16 protein-coding genes are annotated in these 18,338 nt (G+C 34.8%); 10 read left to right on the top strand and 6 right to left on the bottom strand.

Annotated elements, in window-relative coordinates:
• The first annotated feature begins 380 nt into the window (after window positions 1-380).
• The 4 genes from UABHE_RS00820 to UABHE_RS00805 all read left to right on the top strand — a co-directional run bounded on the left by UABHE_RS00820 (window position 381) and on the right by UABHE_RS00805 (window position 3,929).
• Window positions 381-767, top strand: a complete 387-nt coding sequence (locus UABHE_RS00820; protein ID WP_372368241.1) for a RidA family protein — start codon at window positions 381-383, stop codon at window positions 765-767.
• Between the two features lie 2 nt (window positions 768-769).
• On the top strand, window positions 770-1,894 hold the full coding sequence (locus tag UABHE_RS00815; protein ID WP_372368240.1) for a mechanosensitive ion channel family protein: 1,125 nt from the start codon (window positions 770-772) through the stop codon (window positions 1,892-1,894).
• A 228-nt stretch (window positions 1,895-2,122) separates the two neighbouring features.
• Entirely contained in the window at window positions 2,123-2,869 is a 747-nt protein-coding gene (locus UABHE_RS00810) for a L,D-transpeptidase (RefSeq protein ID WP_372368239.1), read from the top strand.
• Complete coding sequence (locus UABHE_RS00805) at window positions 2,859-3,929, top strand: tetratricopeptide repeat protein (RefSeq protein ID WP_372368238.1); 1,071 nt, start codon at window positions 2,859-2,861, stop codon at window positions 3,927-3,929. Before UABHE_RS00810 ends, UABHE_RS00805 begins: the two co-directional genes overlap by 11 nt.
• 96 nt (window positions 3,930-4,025) lie before the next feature.
• On the opposite strand, the gene UABHE_RS00800 is transcribed toward UABHE_RS00805, so the two are convergent.
• The 4 genes from UABHE_RS00800 to UABHE_RS00785 form a co-directional block, all read right to left on the bottom strand.
• Window positions 4,026-4,607 carry a molybdenum cofactor guanylyltransferase gene (locus tag UABHE_RS00800; RefSeq protein ID WP_372368237.1) on the bottom strand — a complete coding sequence of 194 codons (582 nt, stop codon included), beginning with the start codon at window positions 4,605-4,607 and terminating at the stop codon, window positions 4,026-4,028.
• A 308-nt stretch (window positions 4,608-4,915) separates the two neighbouring features.
• Window positions 4,916-6,484 (bottom strand): prenyltransferase/squalene oxidase repeat-containing protein, encoded by a 1,569-nt coding sequence (locus tag UABHE_RS00795; protein WP_372368236.1) that lies wholly within the window; start codon window positions 6,482-6,484, stop codon window positions 4,916-4,918.
• A 187-nt stretch (window positions 6,485-6,671) separates the two neighbouring features.
• A complete protein-coding gene (locus tag UABHE_RS00790) occupies window positions 6,672-7,322 on the bottom strand; it encodes a thiamine diphosphokinase (protein ID WP_372368235.1) in 651 nt (216 codons plus the stop codon).
• Window positions 7,315-9,474: a helicase HerA-like domain-containing protein gene (locus UABHE_RS00785; RefSeq protein WP_372368234.1), complete on the bottom strand. Its 2,160-nt coding sequence runs from the start codon at window positions 9,472-9,474 to the stop codon at window positions 7,315-7,317. The genes UABHE_RS00790 and UABHE_RS00785 overlap by 8 nt, the downstream gene beginning before the upstream one ends.
• A gap of 447 nt (window positions 9,475-9,921) precedes the next feature.
• On the opposite strand from UABHE_RS00785, the gene rsgA reads away from it, so the two are divergent.
• Window positions 9,922-10,986 carry a ribosome small subunit-dependent GTPase A gene (gene rsgA, locus UABHE_RS00780; RefSeq protein WP_372368233.1) on the top strand — a complete coding sequence of 355 codons (1,065 nt, stop codon included), beginning with the start codon at window positions 9,922-9,924 and terminating at the stop codon, window positions 10,984-10,986.
• Between the two features lie 212 nt (window positions 10,987-11,198).
• Window positions 11,199-11,786, top strand: a complete 588-nt coding sequence (locus tag UABHE_RS00775; protein ID WP_372368232.1) for a YigZ family protein — start codon at window positions 11,199-11,201, stop codon at window positions 11,784-11,786.
• A 143-nt stretch (window positions 11,787-11,929) separates the two neighbouring features.
• On the opposite strand, the gene UABHE_RS00770 is transcribed toward UABHE_RS00775, so the two are convergent.
• Window positions 11,930-12,769: an EamA family transporter gene (locus UABHE_RS00770; protein ID WP_372368231.1), complete on the bottom strand. Its 840-nt coding sequence runs from the start codon at window positions 12,767-12,769 to the stop codon at window positions 11,930-11,932.
• A gap of 28 nt (window positions 12,770-12,797) precedes the next feature.
• On the bottom strand, window positions 12,798-13,700 hold the full coding sequence (locus UABHE_RS00765; RefSeq protein ID WP_372368230.1) for a sulfotransferase domain-containing protein: 903 nt from the start codon (window positions 13,698-13,700) through the stop codon (window positions 12,798-12,800).
• A 419-nt stretch (window positions 13,701-14,119) separates the two neighbouring features.
• Here UABHE_RS00765 and UABHE_RS00760 point away from each other — a divergent pair, with 419 nt between their 5' ends.
• From UABHE_RS00760 to UABHE_RS00745, 4 genes are all read left to right on the top strand, one after another.
• Window positions 14,120-15,022: an ankyrin repeat domain-containing protein gene (locus tag UABHE_RS00760; RefSeq protein WP_372368229.1), complete on the top strand. Its 903-nt coding sequence runs from the start codon at window positions 14,120-14,122 to the stop codon at window positions 15,020-15,022.
• Between the two features lie 132 nt (window positions 15,023-15,154).
• Window positions 15,155-15,796: a helix-turn-helix transcriptional regulator gene (locus UABHE_RS00755; RefSeq protein WP_372368228.1), complete on the top strand. Its 642-nt coding sequence runs from the start codon at window positions 15,155-15,157 to the stop codon at window positions 15,794-15,796.
• Window positions 15,793-16,107, top strand: a complete 315-nt coding sequence (locus tag UABHE_RS00750) for a hypothetical protein (protein ID WP_372368227.1) — start codon at window positions 15,793-15,795, stop codon at window positions 16,105-16,107. Before UABHE_RS00755 ends, UABHE_RS00750 begins: the two co-directional genes overlap by 4 nt.
• Entirely contained in the window at window positions 16,104-18,332 is a 2,229-nt protein-coding gene (locus UABHE_RS00745) for a protein kinase (protein ID WP_372368226.1), read from the top strand. The genes UABHE_RS00750 and UABHE_RS00745 overlap by 4 nt, the downstream gene beginning before the upstream one ends.
• Window positions 18,333-18,338 lie beyond the last annotated feature (6 nt).

Below are 18,338 nucleotides of genomic sequence, written 5' to 3'. Positions count from 1 at the left end.
AATTGTTTGATTATAATAAGACATTTGAATATGTATTGTCAATGATATTTTTATAGGGTGCGTCAACATTTATCTTGCTTAAACACAAGTTATTTTAGACTTTTGTTATTACTTTCTGATTACAAAGCACAACTCTACGCTCTCCAAGTACCTTGCTACTAACTAAAATAACTCGTATTTTGTAAAAATTTAAATACCAACATTCCGAAATAAAAGAACGAATTTGTTTGTAAAATAAGCGGCGGATTGTGCTTTACTAAAGCTAGTAGAAACAATATTATATAGCGATTAAATACAGTGATAGTAAATCATTTTCTACCACATCCCTTAATCCAAATTTAAAGGACACGCTTTAATAAAATTATATTTATGGAGAAATCATGGATAAAAAAGTGATATTTTCGGAAAACGCCCCTAAACCTATAGGCCCTTATTCGCAAGCTGTTCGCGTTGGTGAATTAATGTTTTTATCTGGACAAATTGCGCTAGACCCTAAAAGTGGTAAGTTAAAAAACACTACTTTTGCTGAAGAATGCAAAGTGGTCTTAGAAAATCTCAAGGCAGTCCTCGAAGCAGGTAGTAGCTCTATGACAAATTTAGTCAAAGTCAATGTTTTCTTAAAAGACTTGAATAACTTTGTAGAATTTAATGATATCTATGAAAAATATGTTGGCGAAAGTAAACCTGCTCGCGCATGTGTAGAGGTTAGCCGTTTACCTAAAGATGTAAATATAGAAATAGAAGCTGTCGCATTGTGTAAGGAATAAAAATGAAAGAATTTATAGAACTTTTACAAAATTGGCGTGATCCTTATCTAGGAAACACTCTTGGTCAATACCTAACAGTATTTATTATAGTATTTATTGCTATTGTTTTGCGTTTTATTATTTGCTCAGTAGTTTATCATCGCTTGATGAATTGGGTGGGAAGTAAGAGCGAAGATCTAGACGCAAAAATATTAGGAAAAATTAAAAAACCACTAGGGTATATTATTCTATTTATTGGTTTGCGAATAGCAGTCCAATTTTTAACATTTTCAGATGAAAATGGCAAAATAAATGCCTTTATTTCTACATTTTTTGCTACGGTAATCGCTTTTTCAGCAGCATGGATGTTTATTAGATTTGTCGATATTTTAATGGTTTATATGAAAAAGCACGCAAGTGCTACGGAAAGTAAATTAGACGACCAACTCGTTCCTCTAATATCAAAATCATTAAAAATATTTATAGTACTAATTGCTTTTGCGTTAATCGTACAAAACCTAGGGTATTCAATTTCTGGCCTTCTTGCTGGTTTAGGTATCGGGGGATTGGCGCTTGCTATGGCTGCAAAGGATACTCTGTCTAACCTATTTGGCTCTGTTACTATATTCAGTGATCAACCATTTCAAGTTGGAGATTGGATTAAGGTCAATAGTCACGAAGGAATCGTTGAAGCGGTGGGTTTTCGCAGTACACGCATAAGAACATTTCACAAAACGGAAGTTAGTATTCCCAACAGTGTTGTTGCAAATGCAACTATCGACAACTTTTCACGTATGCATCGTCGTCGTGTATCTACAACACTCGGTTTTACCTATGAAACAACAGCAGAACAAATGGAAAAAGCCTTAGCTGCCATCAAAGATGTTCTTAAAAATACCAAAGGTGTGCACCAAGATTTTTACGCTGTTAGCTTTACTGGGTTTGGTGCCAGTTCTCTAGAAGTTATGCTTTATTACTTCACAGATACACTTGTGTGGATGGAGTTTGTGGAAATACGCGAGAAAGTTAATCTAGGTATAATGAAAGCTCTACAAGAAGTTGGAGTTGAGTTTGCATTTGATTCTCTCAGCGTTTATTTACGCTCTGGAGAAAAAGGACAGGTTCCGAAACTTGAACTTATTTCTTAGAATTCCTTTGAATTTTGTTGCATTATTTATTGGTAGGGCGCGTCGACATTTAGGTTTTTCAAATTACCGATTTATTGGAAAAATAAATGTTAACACGCCCTAATTAAGGGTGGCTTGTGTGTGGGTGAAATAAAATACCCAATTCCCTTAAAGGATGTAGCGCAAATTGTTATTAACGGGCTTGTGCATTGATTAAATAACAAAGTTAATTTTAAATTGAGATATAAAATGATAAAAATATTAACAACGTTAAGTTTATTACTTAGCTTTACTTTTTCCCAAATAAGTAGCTCTACAGAACAAGTAATTGTTGTTGTGAATGACAAATGGGAAGACTCAAAAGCAACTTTGTACTTATTAGAAAAAGAAGAAGATAGTTGGCAACAAAAAGAATCCTGGCCTGCAGTTATTGGACGCAACGGACTTGCGTGGGGCAAGGGTGATTTTACTCTACCATCAAAAGATATTGTTTTTAAAAAAGAAGGAGATGGAAAATCTCCTGCTGGCATTTTTAAAATTACAGATATGTTATATGGTTATGCTGAAAAGCCACCTGAGAACACGAAATTAAAATATACACCTCTTTCTAGCGATTGGGTAGGTGTTGATGATTCTAAAAGTAAATATTACAACCAAGTAATTGATAGTCGTAATGTAGACAAAGATTGGGATTCATTTGAGCATATGCGGCGCAAAGATCATCTTTATCGTTGGGTTCTTGTCGTTGAGCACAATCTTACACCAGTAACTAAAGGAGATGGTAGTTGTATATTCATCCATTTGTGGCAATCTCCAGACTCTGATACTTCTGGCTGCACAGCAATGACCGAAAAGAACATCCTAAAACTTATTACCTGGATAGATCCCAAAAAAGAACCTCGGATTATTCAATTACCAAAACGTGTGTATCAAAGTTATGCGAAACAAATGAACTTACCAAAACTAATAGTAGAGGAAAATAAAAATGAAAAGTAGGACATTTATTACAATAATGACTATTTTAACTTTACTACCAACTATTATTTTTGCTAATGATTTGTGGGAAAAAGGGCAAGCATTAGAAAATGATAGCTGGGAACAAGCAATTGAATACTACACAGGTATCAGTGAAAAATATGAAGATAAACCACTCATTGCATCAAAAGCTTATGAAAGAATAGCTCACTGTTACACCAGAATGGGTGAAAAACTAATGGCAGCAGACTGCTATGTTTATGCTTGTGAATTGATAGAATCAGAGAAAAAGACCAAAAGACAACAGCAGGAATGGATGGCTTATGCAGCTCTTTACTATGAAGATGCTCGCAAATGGGAATTGGCCGCTGAATGTTATATTAAGGCTTCTGAGCTTACAGAAAACAAATTGTTTGCGAATAAATACCGCGTAAATGCAGGTAGAGCTTATGAAGAAATAGGTAATTTTGTTGGGGCAATTGAAGTGTGTTCTTTAGCTCTAAAAAATGCTCAAAATAATATTGAACGTAGTGCTATAGTCAAAGATCTTTGGAAATATAAACTTGAACAAGCACGTGTTGATACGAGTGATGGAAATCACAATTCAGCAGGTAAACAGTATCAAAATTATGCACAGTATTTGTTTGAAAATAAAAGAGAAAAACTAGGAAAAAAATATTTGCAAGAGTCTTTACAAGCATACCAAAAAACAGGAAATAATGCCGAACAAGCAAATATCTATGCTCACCTAGCATCTTTGTCCGAGGAACGCCAACAGTACAGTGACGCTTTTATTTTTTTGACAGCTTGTATTGAAGCAGAAGGCCAAAACACTCCTCAAGAGCAGTCTAACAATTTTGAACAAAGTATGCGTGATCAATTTAAACGACTAGAAACTTTTATAAAGCAGTTTATTAAAGTTGCTAATCGTTCAAATCGTAGTAAAGAAGCTTTACAAAAAATAGAAGAAGTGATAATACAACTTACTGATTTTTATTCTGAAGTTGATATTACTGTTTCAGGGCAAAAAGCTTCAAAACTAGCTAAAACTCTTAGTCAAAACTTACATGCGCTAAAATAGATAAGTTACAAATTTTAGAGCCACTTTTGAAAGACACAACCCAAAATTCGCTAGTAAATAGATTGTAGTTCGTTGCAAACACACTATGGTAAAATCCTAAATACGGTCACGCTCTTCAAGCAAAACAGAAATAGTTTTTTGGCGTGCAGTATTATCGTTTACGTTGATAAATGTCATTGGATTTGTAACTGTAATGTGTTTACAAGGTAGTTCCTGTAGCGTCTTCATTAAACTGTATTGACCACACTGAAGTTTTTGTTTTAATTTTTCAAGAGCCGCAATCTCCCAGATAGCGCAAAGTGGCTGTAATTTATTACTCTTATCTTTATAAATCGTAGCTGCTTTAGTTCTATCTCGTTCTTGGTATAATTGTGACATAGATTCCACTGTAACAAAAGGTAAATCACAAGCGATGACAAGAAGGGCACTTGCCGTTTCTTCATATACAGAAAGTAATCCTGCTATTGGGCCACAATTTTCATATTTATCAGTAACAATTTTGCATCCGTGGTAGTTTTTCGACTGTTCTTTACGGCACGAAATAATAGTAGGGCAAAGAGTTTCTAGCATTTTATAACAGTGAATTGCTTGCGGAGAACTGTAATAAACAAGTTGTCCCTTGTCATGTCCCATACGCAAACTTTTACCACCACTTAATACCACTCCACAGATTGGCACAATACTACTTCCTAAAAATTATGTCTGTTTAAGGCATGTCATCAAATAAGAAAAATTCTTATGTTCTATCAAACTTCAAAACTCTAATGAATTACCACAAATTACCGTAATCGTCACGCCGATTTCAAAATAGCCTGGATCGCAGTGGCCATTTAATTAATAACAGACCCTAAATAAAAATGTCCCAGAAAATAAGGTATTTTTTTCTGGGACACTTCTTACATCAAGCAAGCTGCAAATAGTTTTAAAACAGCTCAACAAAAATTGATTATCAAATATTTGTGATGATTATGATTTTAGAGCTTGTCTTATTTTGCTCCAAATACTTTAGCATAGCGGTAATAAATTTCTAGTGATAAAACATTAATTGCTGTTGAGTAAACGCGACCACCTGCTTTTCCCCAAGGGTCCGCAGGGTCCCAAGAACCATTTACACATTGAGCAGTCTTTTGGTTCTCAACTAAAGCTACTTTCATTTTATCGTTCCATGTTTGCCAGAAATCACCACCCATTTGATACATTGCAAGTGTTCCGTAATACCAGTAGTAAAAATCTACTAGACTTTGACCTTGAGCATCTTGTTCCCAAGCAGGTAAAGAGTTCGAAAGTAATCCACCGCCACCGTGTAGTCGTGCATCGCTTCTTTCTGTCCCCGCAAAAACGCGAGAAGTCATTGCCGCTGCTGTCATTGCTTCACCTTTTGTGAAACCTTCAACCCCTTGAAGTCGCGCACCGGTATCACCCTTTTGGATATAACCTGTTCGATAATAGTGTTCATCTGTCACTTCGTCGACCCATACTAATGCTGATGTAAAGCTAGTTTCTGGAACTTCTAGCTCCGCAACTTTTGCAGATTTAAGTGCCATTACCGCCCAACCAGTAACAGAAGTATCATTGTCACCGCATTGGTAAGAATAACGCCAAGCTTTTCCTGGGTTTTGTGATTTCACTAAAAAATCAATACCTTTTTGTGCAGAGGAACGCAATAAAGGATTATAATTCGATAGAGCATATGCTTCAGCCATCGCAAGAGCTGCGATAGAGTGATTATACATATAATGACTTTGGCGTTTTCCAAAGCATCCTTCTTCATCTTGATTTTCTTTTAGATATTTTTGGGCTTTGCGAACAACTTCTTTGAACTCACCAGTAGTTGCTGTATTTCCCGCTCCTAGAAAACATAATAGAGCAAGCCCTGTTACTCCTGGATCTACCCAATTGTAACCTGCGCCGTCGCATTCTCCAGGATTTTTAGGATCAGATCCACATTTAGAAATAAAGCCATCTGCGTCCCAACCGCCATCATCGCTTTGGTGACGTTTTAACCATTCAAGGCCAGCTTTTACAGCGCTTTCTGTCGCAGCACTTCCACCACCTTCTTTTACTAAATTTGCTTTTCCACCAAAACGCGTACCAAATTTTCCTCCTGCTGCTCCCCCTGCTCCGATAAAACTACTATCAAAATTTCCCTGCAATGGACTGTCTGCGGCAGCGTCTTCGTTTCCTTTCATCGTAAAGTTTTCTTCGTTATCATCACTTTCATTATGATCGGAAACTTTAGCTTCTTTTACTACAGGATCTTCAACTGTCGGTTCGTTTTCTTTTACAGGCTTTGTCTTTTTGAAAACATCGCGTTTAGGTTCAGGTTTTACTTCTTCTTTTTTGGCTTCTTGTATTTCTGCCACATATTCGTATTCTGGCGCTTCAGGAGCTTTTTCAAATACAATGAGTGTGGCGATAAAAGCGGCAATAGTGTGTACAACTAAAGAAATCATCCACCATGGAGTTCTTTGGAGTTGTTCTTGCCAAAAATCATTAAAATCTTCTTCGACATAATCATCTTCAACATAATCATCATCTTCAAGATATTCCGACATATTATGGCCTTTCAACGAATCAATTTTTATTTTATAAATTGTAAATTTTGAGATAATTACAGCTTAACATTATTTATAAAAAACCTCAAATAGATAAATTATTATAGGGGTTTTACCTCAAAATATTTTGTTTTCTTATAAAGAAAACGTATTTTTTATTAGATAGTTCATATTTTTTAAAAAAATTTTAAATTTTTTCAGAGCGGCTTTGTATGTGGAATACAAAGGTCATACCTTTTGCAATAGATAAATTTGCTGTGGTATTTTTTAAATAATTACTAAGACCATGAGTTCTTCCTTGAGAAATACTACCTTTCTCTAAATTCCAGCGACATCCTCTAATAGTTAATCCCTCTATATTTTCCGTTATTGGAATCAAAGACACTATATCGTTTTCTTTACCTTTGATCTCGACCGCTTTTGCCGCTGTTAACAAATAAATAGTGTTGATTGAGTTTAGTAAACGAACTCGGTTATTTGGTTTATTGGCATACACCAAAAGATAAGCATTTGCTAGAGTGTGGTCTAAACGATCTCCAATTCCACCCAAAATATCTATATGCGAAAAACCGCTGCTATTACAATAATCTACGGCTAATTCAGTATCAGTTTTGTCTTTGTCGCATGGAAATTTATGTAGTTCGATACCTTCAATATCGATATCCGAAGAGATGGAGTCCAAATCTCCTACAAGAATATTTGGCTTAATACCCAAACGATGAAAAACATCCATTCCCATATCAACAGCTACATAAAATTGGTAGTTTGGAAGTAACGATTTAAAAAAATGATCCTCTTGTGGAGTTGTTCCTCCTGACATAATAGCAACTTTACTCATACTGAACCTCGATAGGCATACCTGTAACACCATCGAGAAACAATAAACGCTTTTTCTTTTGCGTATCTTTTACCACAATTTCAAACTGCCATACAGGTAAGAATGTAATTAGAGTATGATGTACATTGATATGAAATTTGCGCGCAATCAGTTTTTGAATTTGATTTTCAGTAAGCATTTTTTTATATAGAGACCATTTGAAGTCCATCTCTCCTGGAAAAATCGTTTGAAATGTGCATACATCATCCAAATCACAAAGAACAGAAGGGCTATCTTTTGGCGTATCGACAAATGAGAAACCTTGCCCTCTATCATAGAGAGCTATTTTTCCATTAAAGGCATCAAAGTATATATTTTCATCTTTACTGCTCGTTTTTGAAAAAATAAGAAACGAAGATTCTATTTCTTCTGTAAAATGGACTTGCCATAGCGGAATATAAATTAAATGGCTTTTACTGATTTCTTCAATATCGAAAAAAATCAATTGCTTTTTTAACCTTTTTTGAGCGAGAGACACCGCTTCTTGCTCTAAAATTTGTAGTTTGGCAACCTCTATGCGTTGTGTTAACCCATACTGAGGTAAAAACTTATACTCTGATAACCAGTAAACAAAAGAGCGTCCATGTTTTGCGCGCGCTATTTTGCTCGTCAGTTTACCTAGATATTTACGTATCGTTGCAGCATTTAGTTCTAGGTTGTCAGCTATTTCTGCGCATGTTAAACAACAAGCCTCTTTTGTGAGCAGCGCAAGTATACGCTCGCTAACTTGCAAATCTTGAATGTTTTTGTTATCGCTATTGTCATAAGATTTGCTAACTGCGTTTTCTTGAATTTGTTTTTTTGCCTTTTTAGGAAGCGTATTTTTATTAAGATACTTTTTTCGCAAATCATCATCAACAGCTTCTTTTACTTGCTCTTCATCTAAAGTTTTGTGTTCGGTGATTAACCACCTCACTTGGAATTTTTTCATAGAGGTATATTCATCTGGCGCAAAAAGTAAAAACTGTCCGGCATTAAGAGTAGGGAGCTCACTTACTATATTTTCTGCATCTTCAGGAGAAATAGATCTTAATATTTTTTCTACTTTTTTTATGTCTTGGCGCGAAATAAGTCGCCCTAAATTCCAGGTTGAGCACTGCGAAATAGCTTTGTAATCAATGTCCCCAGGATTTTGACTTGCAATTAAACACCCTACTCCATATTTTCGTGCTTGCTTTAACAAAATCTTCAGTATATCTTTGCATACTGGTTTCCTCACAGGAGGAATAAAAGGAGCTACTTCGTCTATGTAAAATAGAGCTTGTAACTCATTACTTGGATTAGCAAGCATCCAATCATATAAAGCACTGGTAATGCGCGCGACAAAAAATTCTTTCTCTTCTTGCGAAGACAAAGTGTTTAAATAAATAACCGACAGTCTTGTTTTTTTCGACTTTCTGGGAGAAGATAAACCGAGAAGCTCCTCGACATTAAGAGGCTTTGCTAAATCGAAAAGTAATTTTTTTGCACCAACAGTTAACAAGCGTATTTTTTTGGATAAACGCAATAATTCTTTTGCCGAAGCAATCGCTGCAATTTTTTTCTTGAGGGCTTCAGGACAGTCAAGTAGTAAATCTGCAAGATCAGAAAAGCTTTCGATTTCTAAACGTTGTTCAACCACATAAGTAAGAGTAATATTTAAAATAGCAGAAAGTAAACGACCACTATCGTTATCAATATCTTCGCCTATAAGACCAATAATACTGTCAGCGGACAACGAGATTGAGCGCAAACATTCTTCATAGCTTTTTTGTTGCTCAACAATATCCTGAATAAGGCCTATCGGATTTAAAGATAACGGAACCCCTACAGAACTTGCTGGTGTCCAAATGATAACTTCCGCATTTTTTTTATATTCATCAATCATTTTCTGCGAAATCCCCTTATCTTCGACATCTTCAAGAAGAGATGGGTAAAGTAGACTCGCTATATCCCCCTGAGGATCAATCGCTATTACTGGTATTTGATTGCGAATAAATTCTTCACATATTACTTTGCATGCAACAGTTTTACCACTTCCCGACGCACCAAGACACACCATATGGCGCAAAAAAGTTTTATCGCGAATTTGAATATCTTCAGCTTCGTCTGTTTTGCCAATGGATATATTCATTTTTATTTCCTCATAAAAAAATCTTGCATAGTTGTATTTGTCATTGTATCATTCGGTAGTGAAAAAAATCCATCAGGAATAACAACTTATCAAAATAAATATATACGCAAATAAAAACCTTTTTAAAGGAGAAGTTTTATGAAAGCCAAAAAAGAGACCGTTCAATGGAAGCAAGGTGATGGTAGTTTAGTAAGCCGCAAAAGTTTTTTGGGATACCTGCCTGTCTTTGAATATATCAACCTGTGTAGTTAAACATAACTTTCAGGCTCTTTTAATGTTATACTCAAACCTCAGGCCAGCTTAAAATCCCTCCAAACTCACTTAAGAAAATTTTATCTTAAGACAATAACTTATTATCTTTTCCTTAATTTTTACTCTCACCATCACTTTGCTTCCTAATTCATTTAGTTTATCCTTACACTAATAATTCTCTTAGGAATCAAAACATTGAATATCAAACATTTAGGATGGTGCCAATTCCATAGTCATCATAAAAAACAAAACCTAGTTCTAGACAACAACAATGTCGCAAGAGTTGCTGCACAATACAAAAATGCTTACACAATTTATGTTGAAGAAGCAACAGTGCAAGCTACACTCTCTGGAAAACTATTCTATGAACTTGAAGGAAATTTTCCTGCCGTAGGCGACTGGGTAACCACAAATATTCAAGATGGTCACTATCAAATAACTTCCATACTACCGCGCAAGAATAAATTTTCGCGTAAGGCTGCCGGTTCAAAAATAAAAGAACAAATCGTTGCAGCAAATTTAGATAAAGTGTTTGTAGTAATGGGTCTAGACTATGATTTAAATCTCCGACGTTTAGAGCGATTTGTTGCTTTGATTTACGAAAGCGATTGCGAACCAATTATTATATTGAATAAAAGTGATGTCTGTCTTCATGCGCAAAAAGTTATCGAAGGGTTGCACGACACCTACCCGAATATTTCTATACTCGCAACTTCAGCAACTGAAAATCAAGGAATCACCGAATTAAAACAACATATATCAGAGGGCATAACTGTTGCTTTTGTCGGCTCTTCAGGTGTTGGAAAATCTTCATTAGTAAATGCTCTGCTTCAAGAAGATGTACAAAAAGTGCAGCAAGTACGAAAATTTCGCGATCGAGGTCAACATACAACAACAAACAGAGAGATGTTTCTTTTACCAAACGGCGGACTTCTAATTGATACACCAGGAATACGCGAATTACAATTATGGAGTTCTAGCGAATCAATCGACCAATCTTTTGGCGAAATTGAATCTTTGTCGAAACAGTGCTTTTTCAGAAACTGCACGCATCAAAACGAGCCACAGTGTGCTATAATAGAGGCCATTGAACAAGGGCAACTAGACAAAAAACGTTTGGCAAGTTATTATAAACTACAGCGCGAAGTCCAGTACTTTGAAAAATCAGACGATCACAAAACAAAACGCGACAAGAAAAAGCGCCACAAGCAACTCTCGAAAATGATTCGCAAGAAAATGAAATTAAAGTATCGCGATTAATTTAGTTACTTTGGATTCAGAATTAGGAGAGCGAATTTCGCTCTCCTAGTCTTTGCATCAGTTCGGAAGTATTCTTCTTAAGTGAGTCGTAAAAAGTTTTTAAAGCACGCCGCTATAATACTCAAATTCTACGCTGACTTGAAACGCGCTCAAAAAATTTTTGCGACTTGCTTAAATCAACAATAATCAAATCTAACACAAAGGTAATATTTATGAATATAATCGAGGAAACAACTTCAGCGGAAATAAAAACACAACGTTCGCGTTTCATAGCACATTTAATTCCAATTACAACTACAGAAGAAAATAAAGCCCATATAAAATCGATCAGTAAAAAACACAACAAAGCGCGACATCACTGCTGGGCGTACATTATCGGAGAAAACGGAGAAAAATCACATTGTTCTGACGATGGCGAACCTTCTGGATCAGCAGGCCAACCTATACTTCGTATGTTGCACAAGTATGAATTAGTAGGTGTTTTTGCTGTGGTAACGCGTTATTTTGGTGGAGTTAAATTGGGAGTGCGTGGTCTTATTGATGCTTACGGAGGAGCTATCGAAGAAGCAATTCTTGCTGCAAATTTGATCAAACAAGTGAAAACATTCGATTACACAATCGAATGTGACTATCAGCATAACGATAAAATACAATATGAACTTCAACAACTAAGTGTAGATATTACCAACACTGAATATAGTAGTAACGTTATTTTACACTTATCAGCAGAAGAAAAGCACCATTTGGGTTTACAAGAATTTCTTTCAAAAAACAATCATTTTATCAAGATTAAAAAATAACTATGCTTGCTTTTTGGCTAATGATTCTCTATTTCTTTGCTATGTCTTTCGCTCTTGTATGCGTTGGCATCAAGTTTTCAAAGTCACGAAATTGCACAAAATATTTTCTATATTTAAAAGTGTAGAACAAGCTCAGAACTAACTTAGCTAACCTTAAGTAGCACACCACCTAATACAATCATTGCAATTGCTACTATTTTTAAAGCGTTCACTCGTTCTTTGAAAAAGAAAATACCAAAAAGTGCTCCTAAAACAACAGAGCATTCACGGAGCGCAACAATATAACTCACATTTCCCAAGCGAAAGGCAAATAATATTAATGCATATGTCGATATTGTTCCACATCCAACGATAAAAATATATTTCTTTTTATCAATCAAAGCGTTGCGGCACAAATCTTTGTACTTAAAAGCAATATAAGGAGCTGTAAAAAAAATAGAAAACAAAAACATTTGCGAAATATAAATTATTGGATGTATCTGTTCCACTCCAAGTTTGTCGATAATAGAGTAAAGAGCAATAGTAATTCCCACCCCAAAAGCAAGCAGTGCAGATCTTTTGTCTGATGTATAATTTCCTAGAGCCATAATTACTATTCCAGCAAGAACACAGCCAATAGCAAGAAAACCAAACATCGAAATTTCTTCGTTTAAAAAGAAAAGAGCAATAATTGCAGTTCCAGCAACACCTGTCCCTCGCGCAATAGGATAGACAAATGAAATATGACCTTCTTCGTAAGCTTTAGCAAGAAAGATAAAATAAAAAGCGTGAATAAATCCAGTGGCCAGTATATATGGCAATGCTTTTAAATACGTTGGTGTGTCTATAGAAATAAAGTAATATGAAGGAAGACTAATCATTGTTGCTAAGACAATGCTTATCCATAAAACGCCCATATCTCCTTTTACTTTTCGCGCAGCAATATTCCATAGTGCGTGCATGAAAGCAGACAAAAAAACTAAAAAATAGATATTATTGTGCATGACTTAAATAATCCCAAACGATTCTAAGTTAACTCCACGGAATATTGCGATCAGGTAATAATTTCTTCAATTTCTCATTCCACGAAGAGTAGTGCTCATCCAAAATCTCTTTTGCTTCCTTCGACATAGATTTGTAAGGCTTGCGATTTCCTTTTGAAGATCTGTTCTTTATTACCCACAAACCGCGAAAGTTTTTTTCAATAAACGGTGTATAATCCAGTGGAGGCAATTCTAAAAAAGACAGTAAGTTTTTCATTACTGTAACCGGTTCCTGCTTAAATTCTTCCAGAAAAATGATAAATATATTTTCGCGAGGAAATACATCTAGCCATCTCTGTAAATACAGAGAATAATGGCCAAGATCAATGAGATCACTCGGTTTTTCCTCTATACATTCCATTTTGCGTTTTATCAAAGTTGCGAAACTCTGTTGTGAACTTTTATTAGCCTCACGAAATCTAGTATTTCTTTTTCCCATTTGATATGCAGAATACGCTCTGTCCGTGGGATTGCGCAATAATAAAACTAATTTTGCGCTAGGCATCATTTGCTCCACAATTTCTGCTGTAGGGGTTTGATAATTTAAGCTATTAAAGTAGGCCGGAGATTTTTCAAAAGTGTAGAATTTGCGTTTGTTAAAATGTTTTTTCCCTCGTGAATGCATAAACCACGGTTGAAATATGTAACGAGTCCATTCTTTTTCAATATCAATTACTTCATTAAAAAAATGAAGTTCCTTTTCTGAAGTACGTAAATTAGGGTGCTCAGATAACCACGTATGCAGCTCACGCGTACCACATTTTTGAGCCCCAATGATCAAAAAGCTGGGAACAACGTAATACAAGTTGCGTTTTTGTGTGGGATATATAATAACGGTGCCTGCATCAAGGTCTTGCAATTGTATTTCGGGATAAAACAATATTTTTCTCACGATATACCTCATAGATAATGAAACGATCACAAACCGAACTATAACTTACATATTCTTTTTTTGTAATGCAAAGGAAAATTTGTTTGAATGAATATTGGTTAGAGAAATTTGATGTTCTTCTTTTAAGTGAGTCGCAAAAAGTTTTTGAGCACGTTTCAAGTCAGCGTAGAATTTGAGTGTCAGAGCAAGGAAAGCCTGAGAGGCACATAACTGTAGCTATGTAACCGAAGGCTCAACGCCGCTATGATACTCAAAGGCAAGCTGTGTGCTCTTAAAAACTTTTTGCGACTTGCTTAAGGCGCATCGACATTTTGATTTTTATACATCGATACTTTAAATATTACTTTAGATTTTTACAAAAAAAATCGTTACTGTAGTGTACCTTAATCGCCAACAAAACTCTTTTATTCAGGTATTTTATGAAAATTTATTATATTGCGGCATTGTTAGTTCTAACAATGGGATGTAAAACAACTGTTAAAAATGATTTTCAAAATAAATTTGTTAAAACAGCAAATTTAAATAAAGAGGCTACAAATCCTGGAGTCGATGGAATTTTACTTATAGATGCCGCAAAAAATGGAGATGAAGATGCAGTATACCAATTGATACTTCAAGGAGCTGATGTTGATATTCAAAATGATGAAGGATACACACCTCTAATTGTAGCTGCGAGAGAAGGGCATAAAGACATTGTCGATGTTGTTATTAAAGCGGGAGCAAATCTTAGCATAAGAAGTAATGCTGGAGACACAGCTCTTATGGTTGCTGCTCAAGGAGGTTATGACGATATTACCACTATGCTAATTAAGGCTGGTATTGATGTAAATGCGCAAGACAATTCAGGAGAAACAGCCTTGAGTTTCGCGGTGTGGAATGGTCATAAGAAAGTTGTTCATAACCTTTTACGTGCAAAAGCAGATGTTAACATTAAAAAAGAGGATGGCCGCACTCCATTGATGTTCGCAGCGTTATTTGGCGATGAGAATATAATCAAAGCGTTAATTTCATTAGGCGCAGAAATTGATGCCAAGGATAAATTCTCTGAAACAGCTCTTGTCTTTGCTGTCTCTGAAAATAACTTACTTGCTGTAAAAATATTAATCAAAGCAGGTGCAAACGTCAACATAAAAACAAAAGAAGGAACAACACCGCTAATTATAGCAGTAAAACAACAACAAGTACCAATGGTAAAAATTCTCATCGAGTGTTATCCTACTATAGAAGTTGGTATTGAAGACTCCTTAGGAAAAACAGCAATGGATTATGCTGAAGAAAGCGCTATAAATAAACTCATTCAACTTTTAAAAACAGCGAAATAAAATTTTTTCATTTCCATTTTCCATAAATCACAGTCAAAAGTGTATACCTATTTTTCTGCTGTTGACTTTTCTAAAAGCATCATGTATTTTTGTGTTATAACACTATAACTCAAACAAGAAAAGTTTAACTTTATGGACGCAAAAAACGAAACCACAAATGTACCTCTAAGCACTAACGTTTCTGCTGATCAAAACGAAGACTTAGAAAAAGCAGACGAAGTAATTCGAAAAATTTTTGAAATTGCAAAATATGAGTTCCACGTTTTACTAAAAAAATACAGCCGTTTAACCTTTCATGATGCGGAAGATGTAATATCAAAATCTGTTCTTCGAATATATAAGCAACTAAGAAAAAACGGTTCTAAAAATATTACCGCGATAAAAGCATATACGAAAAAAACCATGAATAACCTAGTTCTTGATTTTATGAAAGAAAAAAATAGGCGTAAAGAAACAAACTTGGATCAACTTTCACAAATGTCTATTGAAGAAATCAAAAACATTAAATACAAAAAAATAGATCAAATCGTTGAGAAGAAAAAGCACAAAATGCAAAAGGAATTTGCAAACCTCATTGTAGAAAATGAGAGCAAGATACTTCCTCATCTCAATAAAACGGAAAAGCGGGTTCTCGAAGCTCTGAAAACTACTCACAATAAAAAACAGATAGCTGAAAAAATAGGTATTAGTTTGCGGCAAATATCAAATATTTTTAAAAAAATTGCCTCTGTTATTAAAACAATACTGGAAATAGAAAACGAGGATCGCGAATGAAAGTACCCCAAAATCACATCGAAACTCCAAATATAGAGAAAGTCAATACACCTGAGAGTATTGCTCAAAATTTTGTTGATTGCCTCAATGTAAAAGAAGCTCAAAAATTCATTTTAAGGGGAGAATCAACGGGAAATAAAGATGTCGATTATATTTTAAATGACAGTACAAATGAGTTGTACTATCTCCTTGAAGATAAGATTGAGTCTTTGCGGAAGAACAAGGACTTCAACTTGTTCTATGAAAAACACTACGAAGAACAAATTGACAATACTAAGGAAAACATCGTCAATATGTTAGGTAAAAAATGAACAACCACTCGGCAGAAATAAAAAAAAAGCAAGATCTTCAAAGAGAAGACAATAAGCTTCCATCCCTTGCATCAGCAAAAACTCAAATGGACAATGCTGAACTGCCCAATGCGACCCAAATGACCCCATTGCCTTCCAGTCCAACTCAAGTAACACCTCTGCCTTCTGATGCACCTGACGCAACACCTTTGCCTTTTAATATTACGACATCTTCAGAGAAGAATGTTCAGCCCCAACAAAACAAAACAAAGAGTTTGGGTGTTGGCAATATCATTGACGGCAAATACAAAATTATTAGTGAACTTGGTAGAGGCGGACTTGGAATTGTTTTTAAAGTTGAACATGAAAAACTACCCAATCGTAAACAATTCGCTTTAAAGATACTACAAAATCATCTATCGCAAAAAAAAAGCTTCAGAGATCGCTTTCTACGAGAAGTTATGGTTGCGATGGAATTTACTCATGAACACGCAATCCAAATTCGCGATTTTGGAGAACATAGCGATGGAAGTCAATACTTTACTATGGATTATTCGTCAGGATTGTCCTTATACGAAATTATTAAAAGGGATGGTATTTTACCAGAAAAAAGAGCTCTGCGAATTACACGTCAAATTCTTTTAGCTCTTAAATTTTCGCATTCTAAAAACATTATCCATCGCGATTTAAAACCTCAAAATATTATCATTGAAAACCGGGAAACAGAACATGCCCTGGTTTTGGATTTTGGATTAGCTAAAATAATCAATACGCCGCAAGATATGAATCTTACAGGGGAAGCGCCCGTTGGAACACCATATTATATGTCTCCCGAACAAGCAAAAAACTTAGTAAATATCGATCATCGAACAGATATTTACTCTACAGGTATTATTTTGTACCAAATGCTAACAAATAGCGTACCGTTTTCAGGGAGTTATTGGAATATCATTATTGGACACACTGACCGTGTCCCTACTTCTCCAAAAGAAATAAATAATAAGATAAGTTCTTCGGTAGAAAAAATCATTCTCAAAGCTCTAACAAAAGAGAGAGATAAACGTTATTTAAGCTCTGATCAGTTCATTAAAGATATTGATAACATATACAAATTAAAGGACGTACGCAAAGTTACTTTTACCAAAATAGCTATTGCTATTATTGCTACCGTTTTGGTATTCTTATCTGGATTTTTAATCTATAATAAAGAGGTGAATATAAATAAAAGTTATGTACAAAATTTTTATAGCCAAACAAAACAAAATCAATTTGATGAAGCCAAAAAAACACTGACTAAAATATCGGAATCTTGGTTAAATAAAATTGACACGCGTTTGTTAGTTAAATTTTTGCACGAACGACAAACACAATATAGCGAACGAAAAACAGAACAAAAGTTAACCTTTTATTTACAAGAAGTACATGCTAATTTGGAAAAAAGCAAATTCTCTAAAGCAATTTCTTACTTAAAAAAGATACAAAAAATAAACACTGAGGTTGCCAAAGAACCACTACACTACGCGCAAAAATTCGAAAAAGTAAATCGTTTGTTGCAAGCTAAAAAATGGTCTGAAGCTGTAGATACTTTAACAGATCTACGTTTTTTTTATGAAAAACATTCTCCTCCAATAAAAATACCGTTTATCGAAGAAAAAATTTCAATCTGCAAACAACAAATCGAAGAAAAAAAACGCCAAATTAGAGTTGAACGTAGTATGAAGAAATTTGGATATTATCTTGATAACAAACAATGGCTTCAAGCAAAACAGTTGGTTACACAACTAAACGAACAATTAAAAACAAAAGAAGAACGACTGAAATGGAACCTAGTTAGCAAAGATTATCCTCCTGTAACAATGGATATTTATTGGAAAAAAAATGACATTTCTCCTTGGCAAAAAGCAACAACAGAACTATGGTCAGGGTCTTTTTATCAAATTAGAGTCACTACAAAAACACAACTTTATGTTTACGGATTCCAAAGTGATAGTTCAGGTAAAATTCAAAAAATGTTCCCCAATAAAAAAATTACTAAGTTCTCTTTTGTAAATCCTGTTTCTCCAGGAGAATTTTTTATTCCTGCGCCAGGCAGCGCTTTTCGTTTAGATAACATACGTGGTAAAGAATATTTTTATCTTCTTTTTAGTAATACAGAGCTAGTAGACCCATTAAAATATGTCCTTGAATATATAAAAGGAAAAAAAACTAACTCTGTAGAGGTGATTGGACCTTTTGATCATAAGTAAGGAATG

This window comes from Candidatus Uabimicrobium helgolandensis, assembly GCF_041508025.1.
Taxonomy (GTDB): domain Bacteria; phylum Planctomycetota; class Uabimicrobiia; order Uabimicrobiales; family Uabimicrobiaceae; genus Uabimicrobium; species Uabimicrobium helgolandensis.
This window is presented reverse-complemented; position numbering and strand designations above follow the sequence as displayed.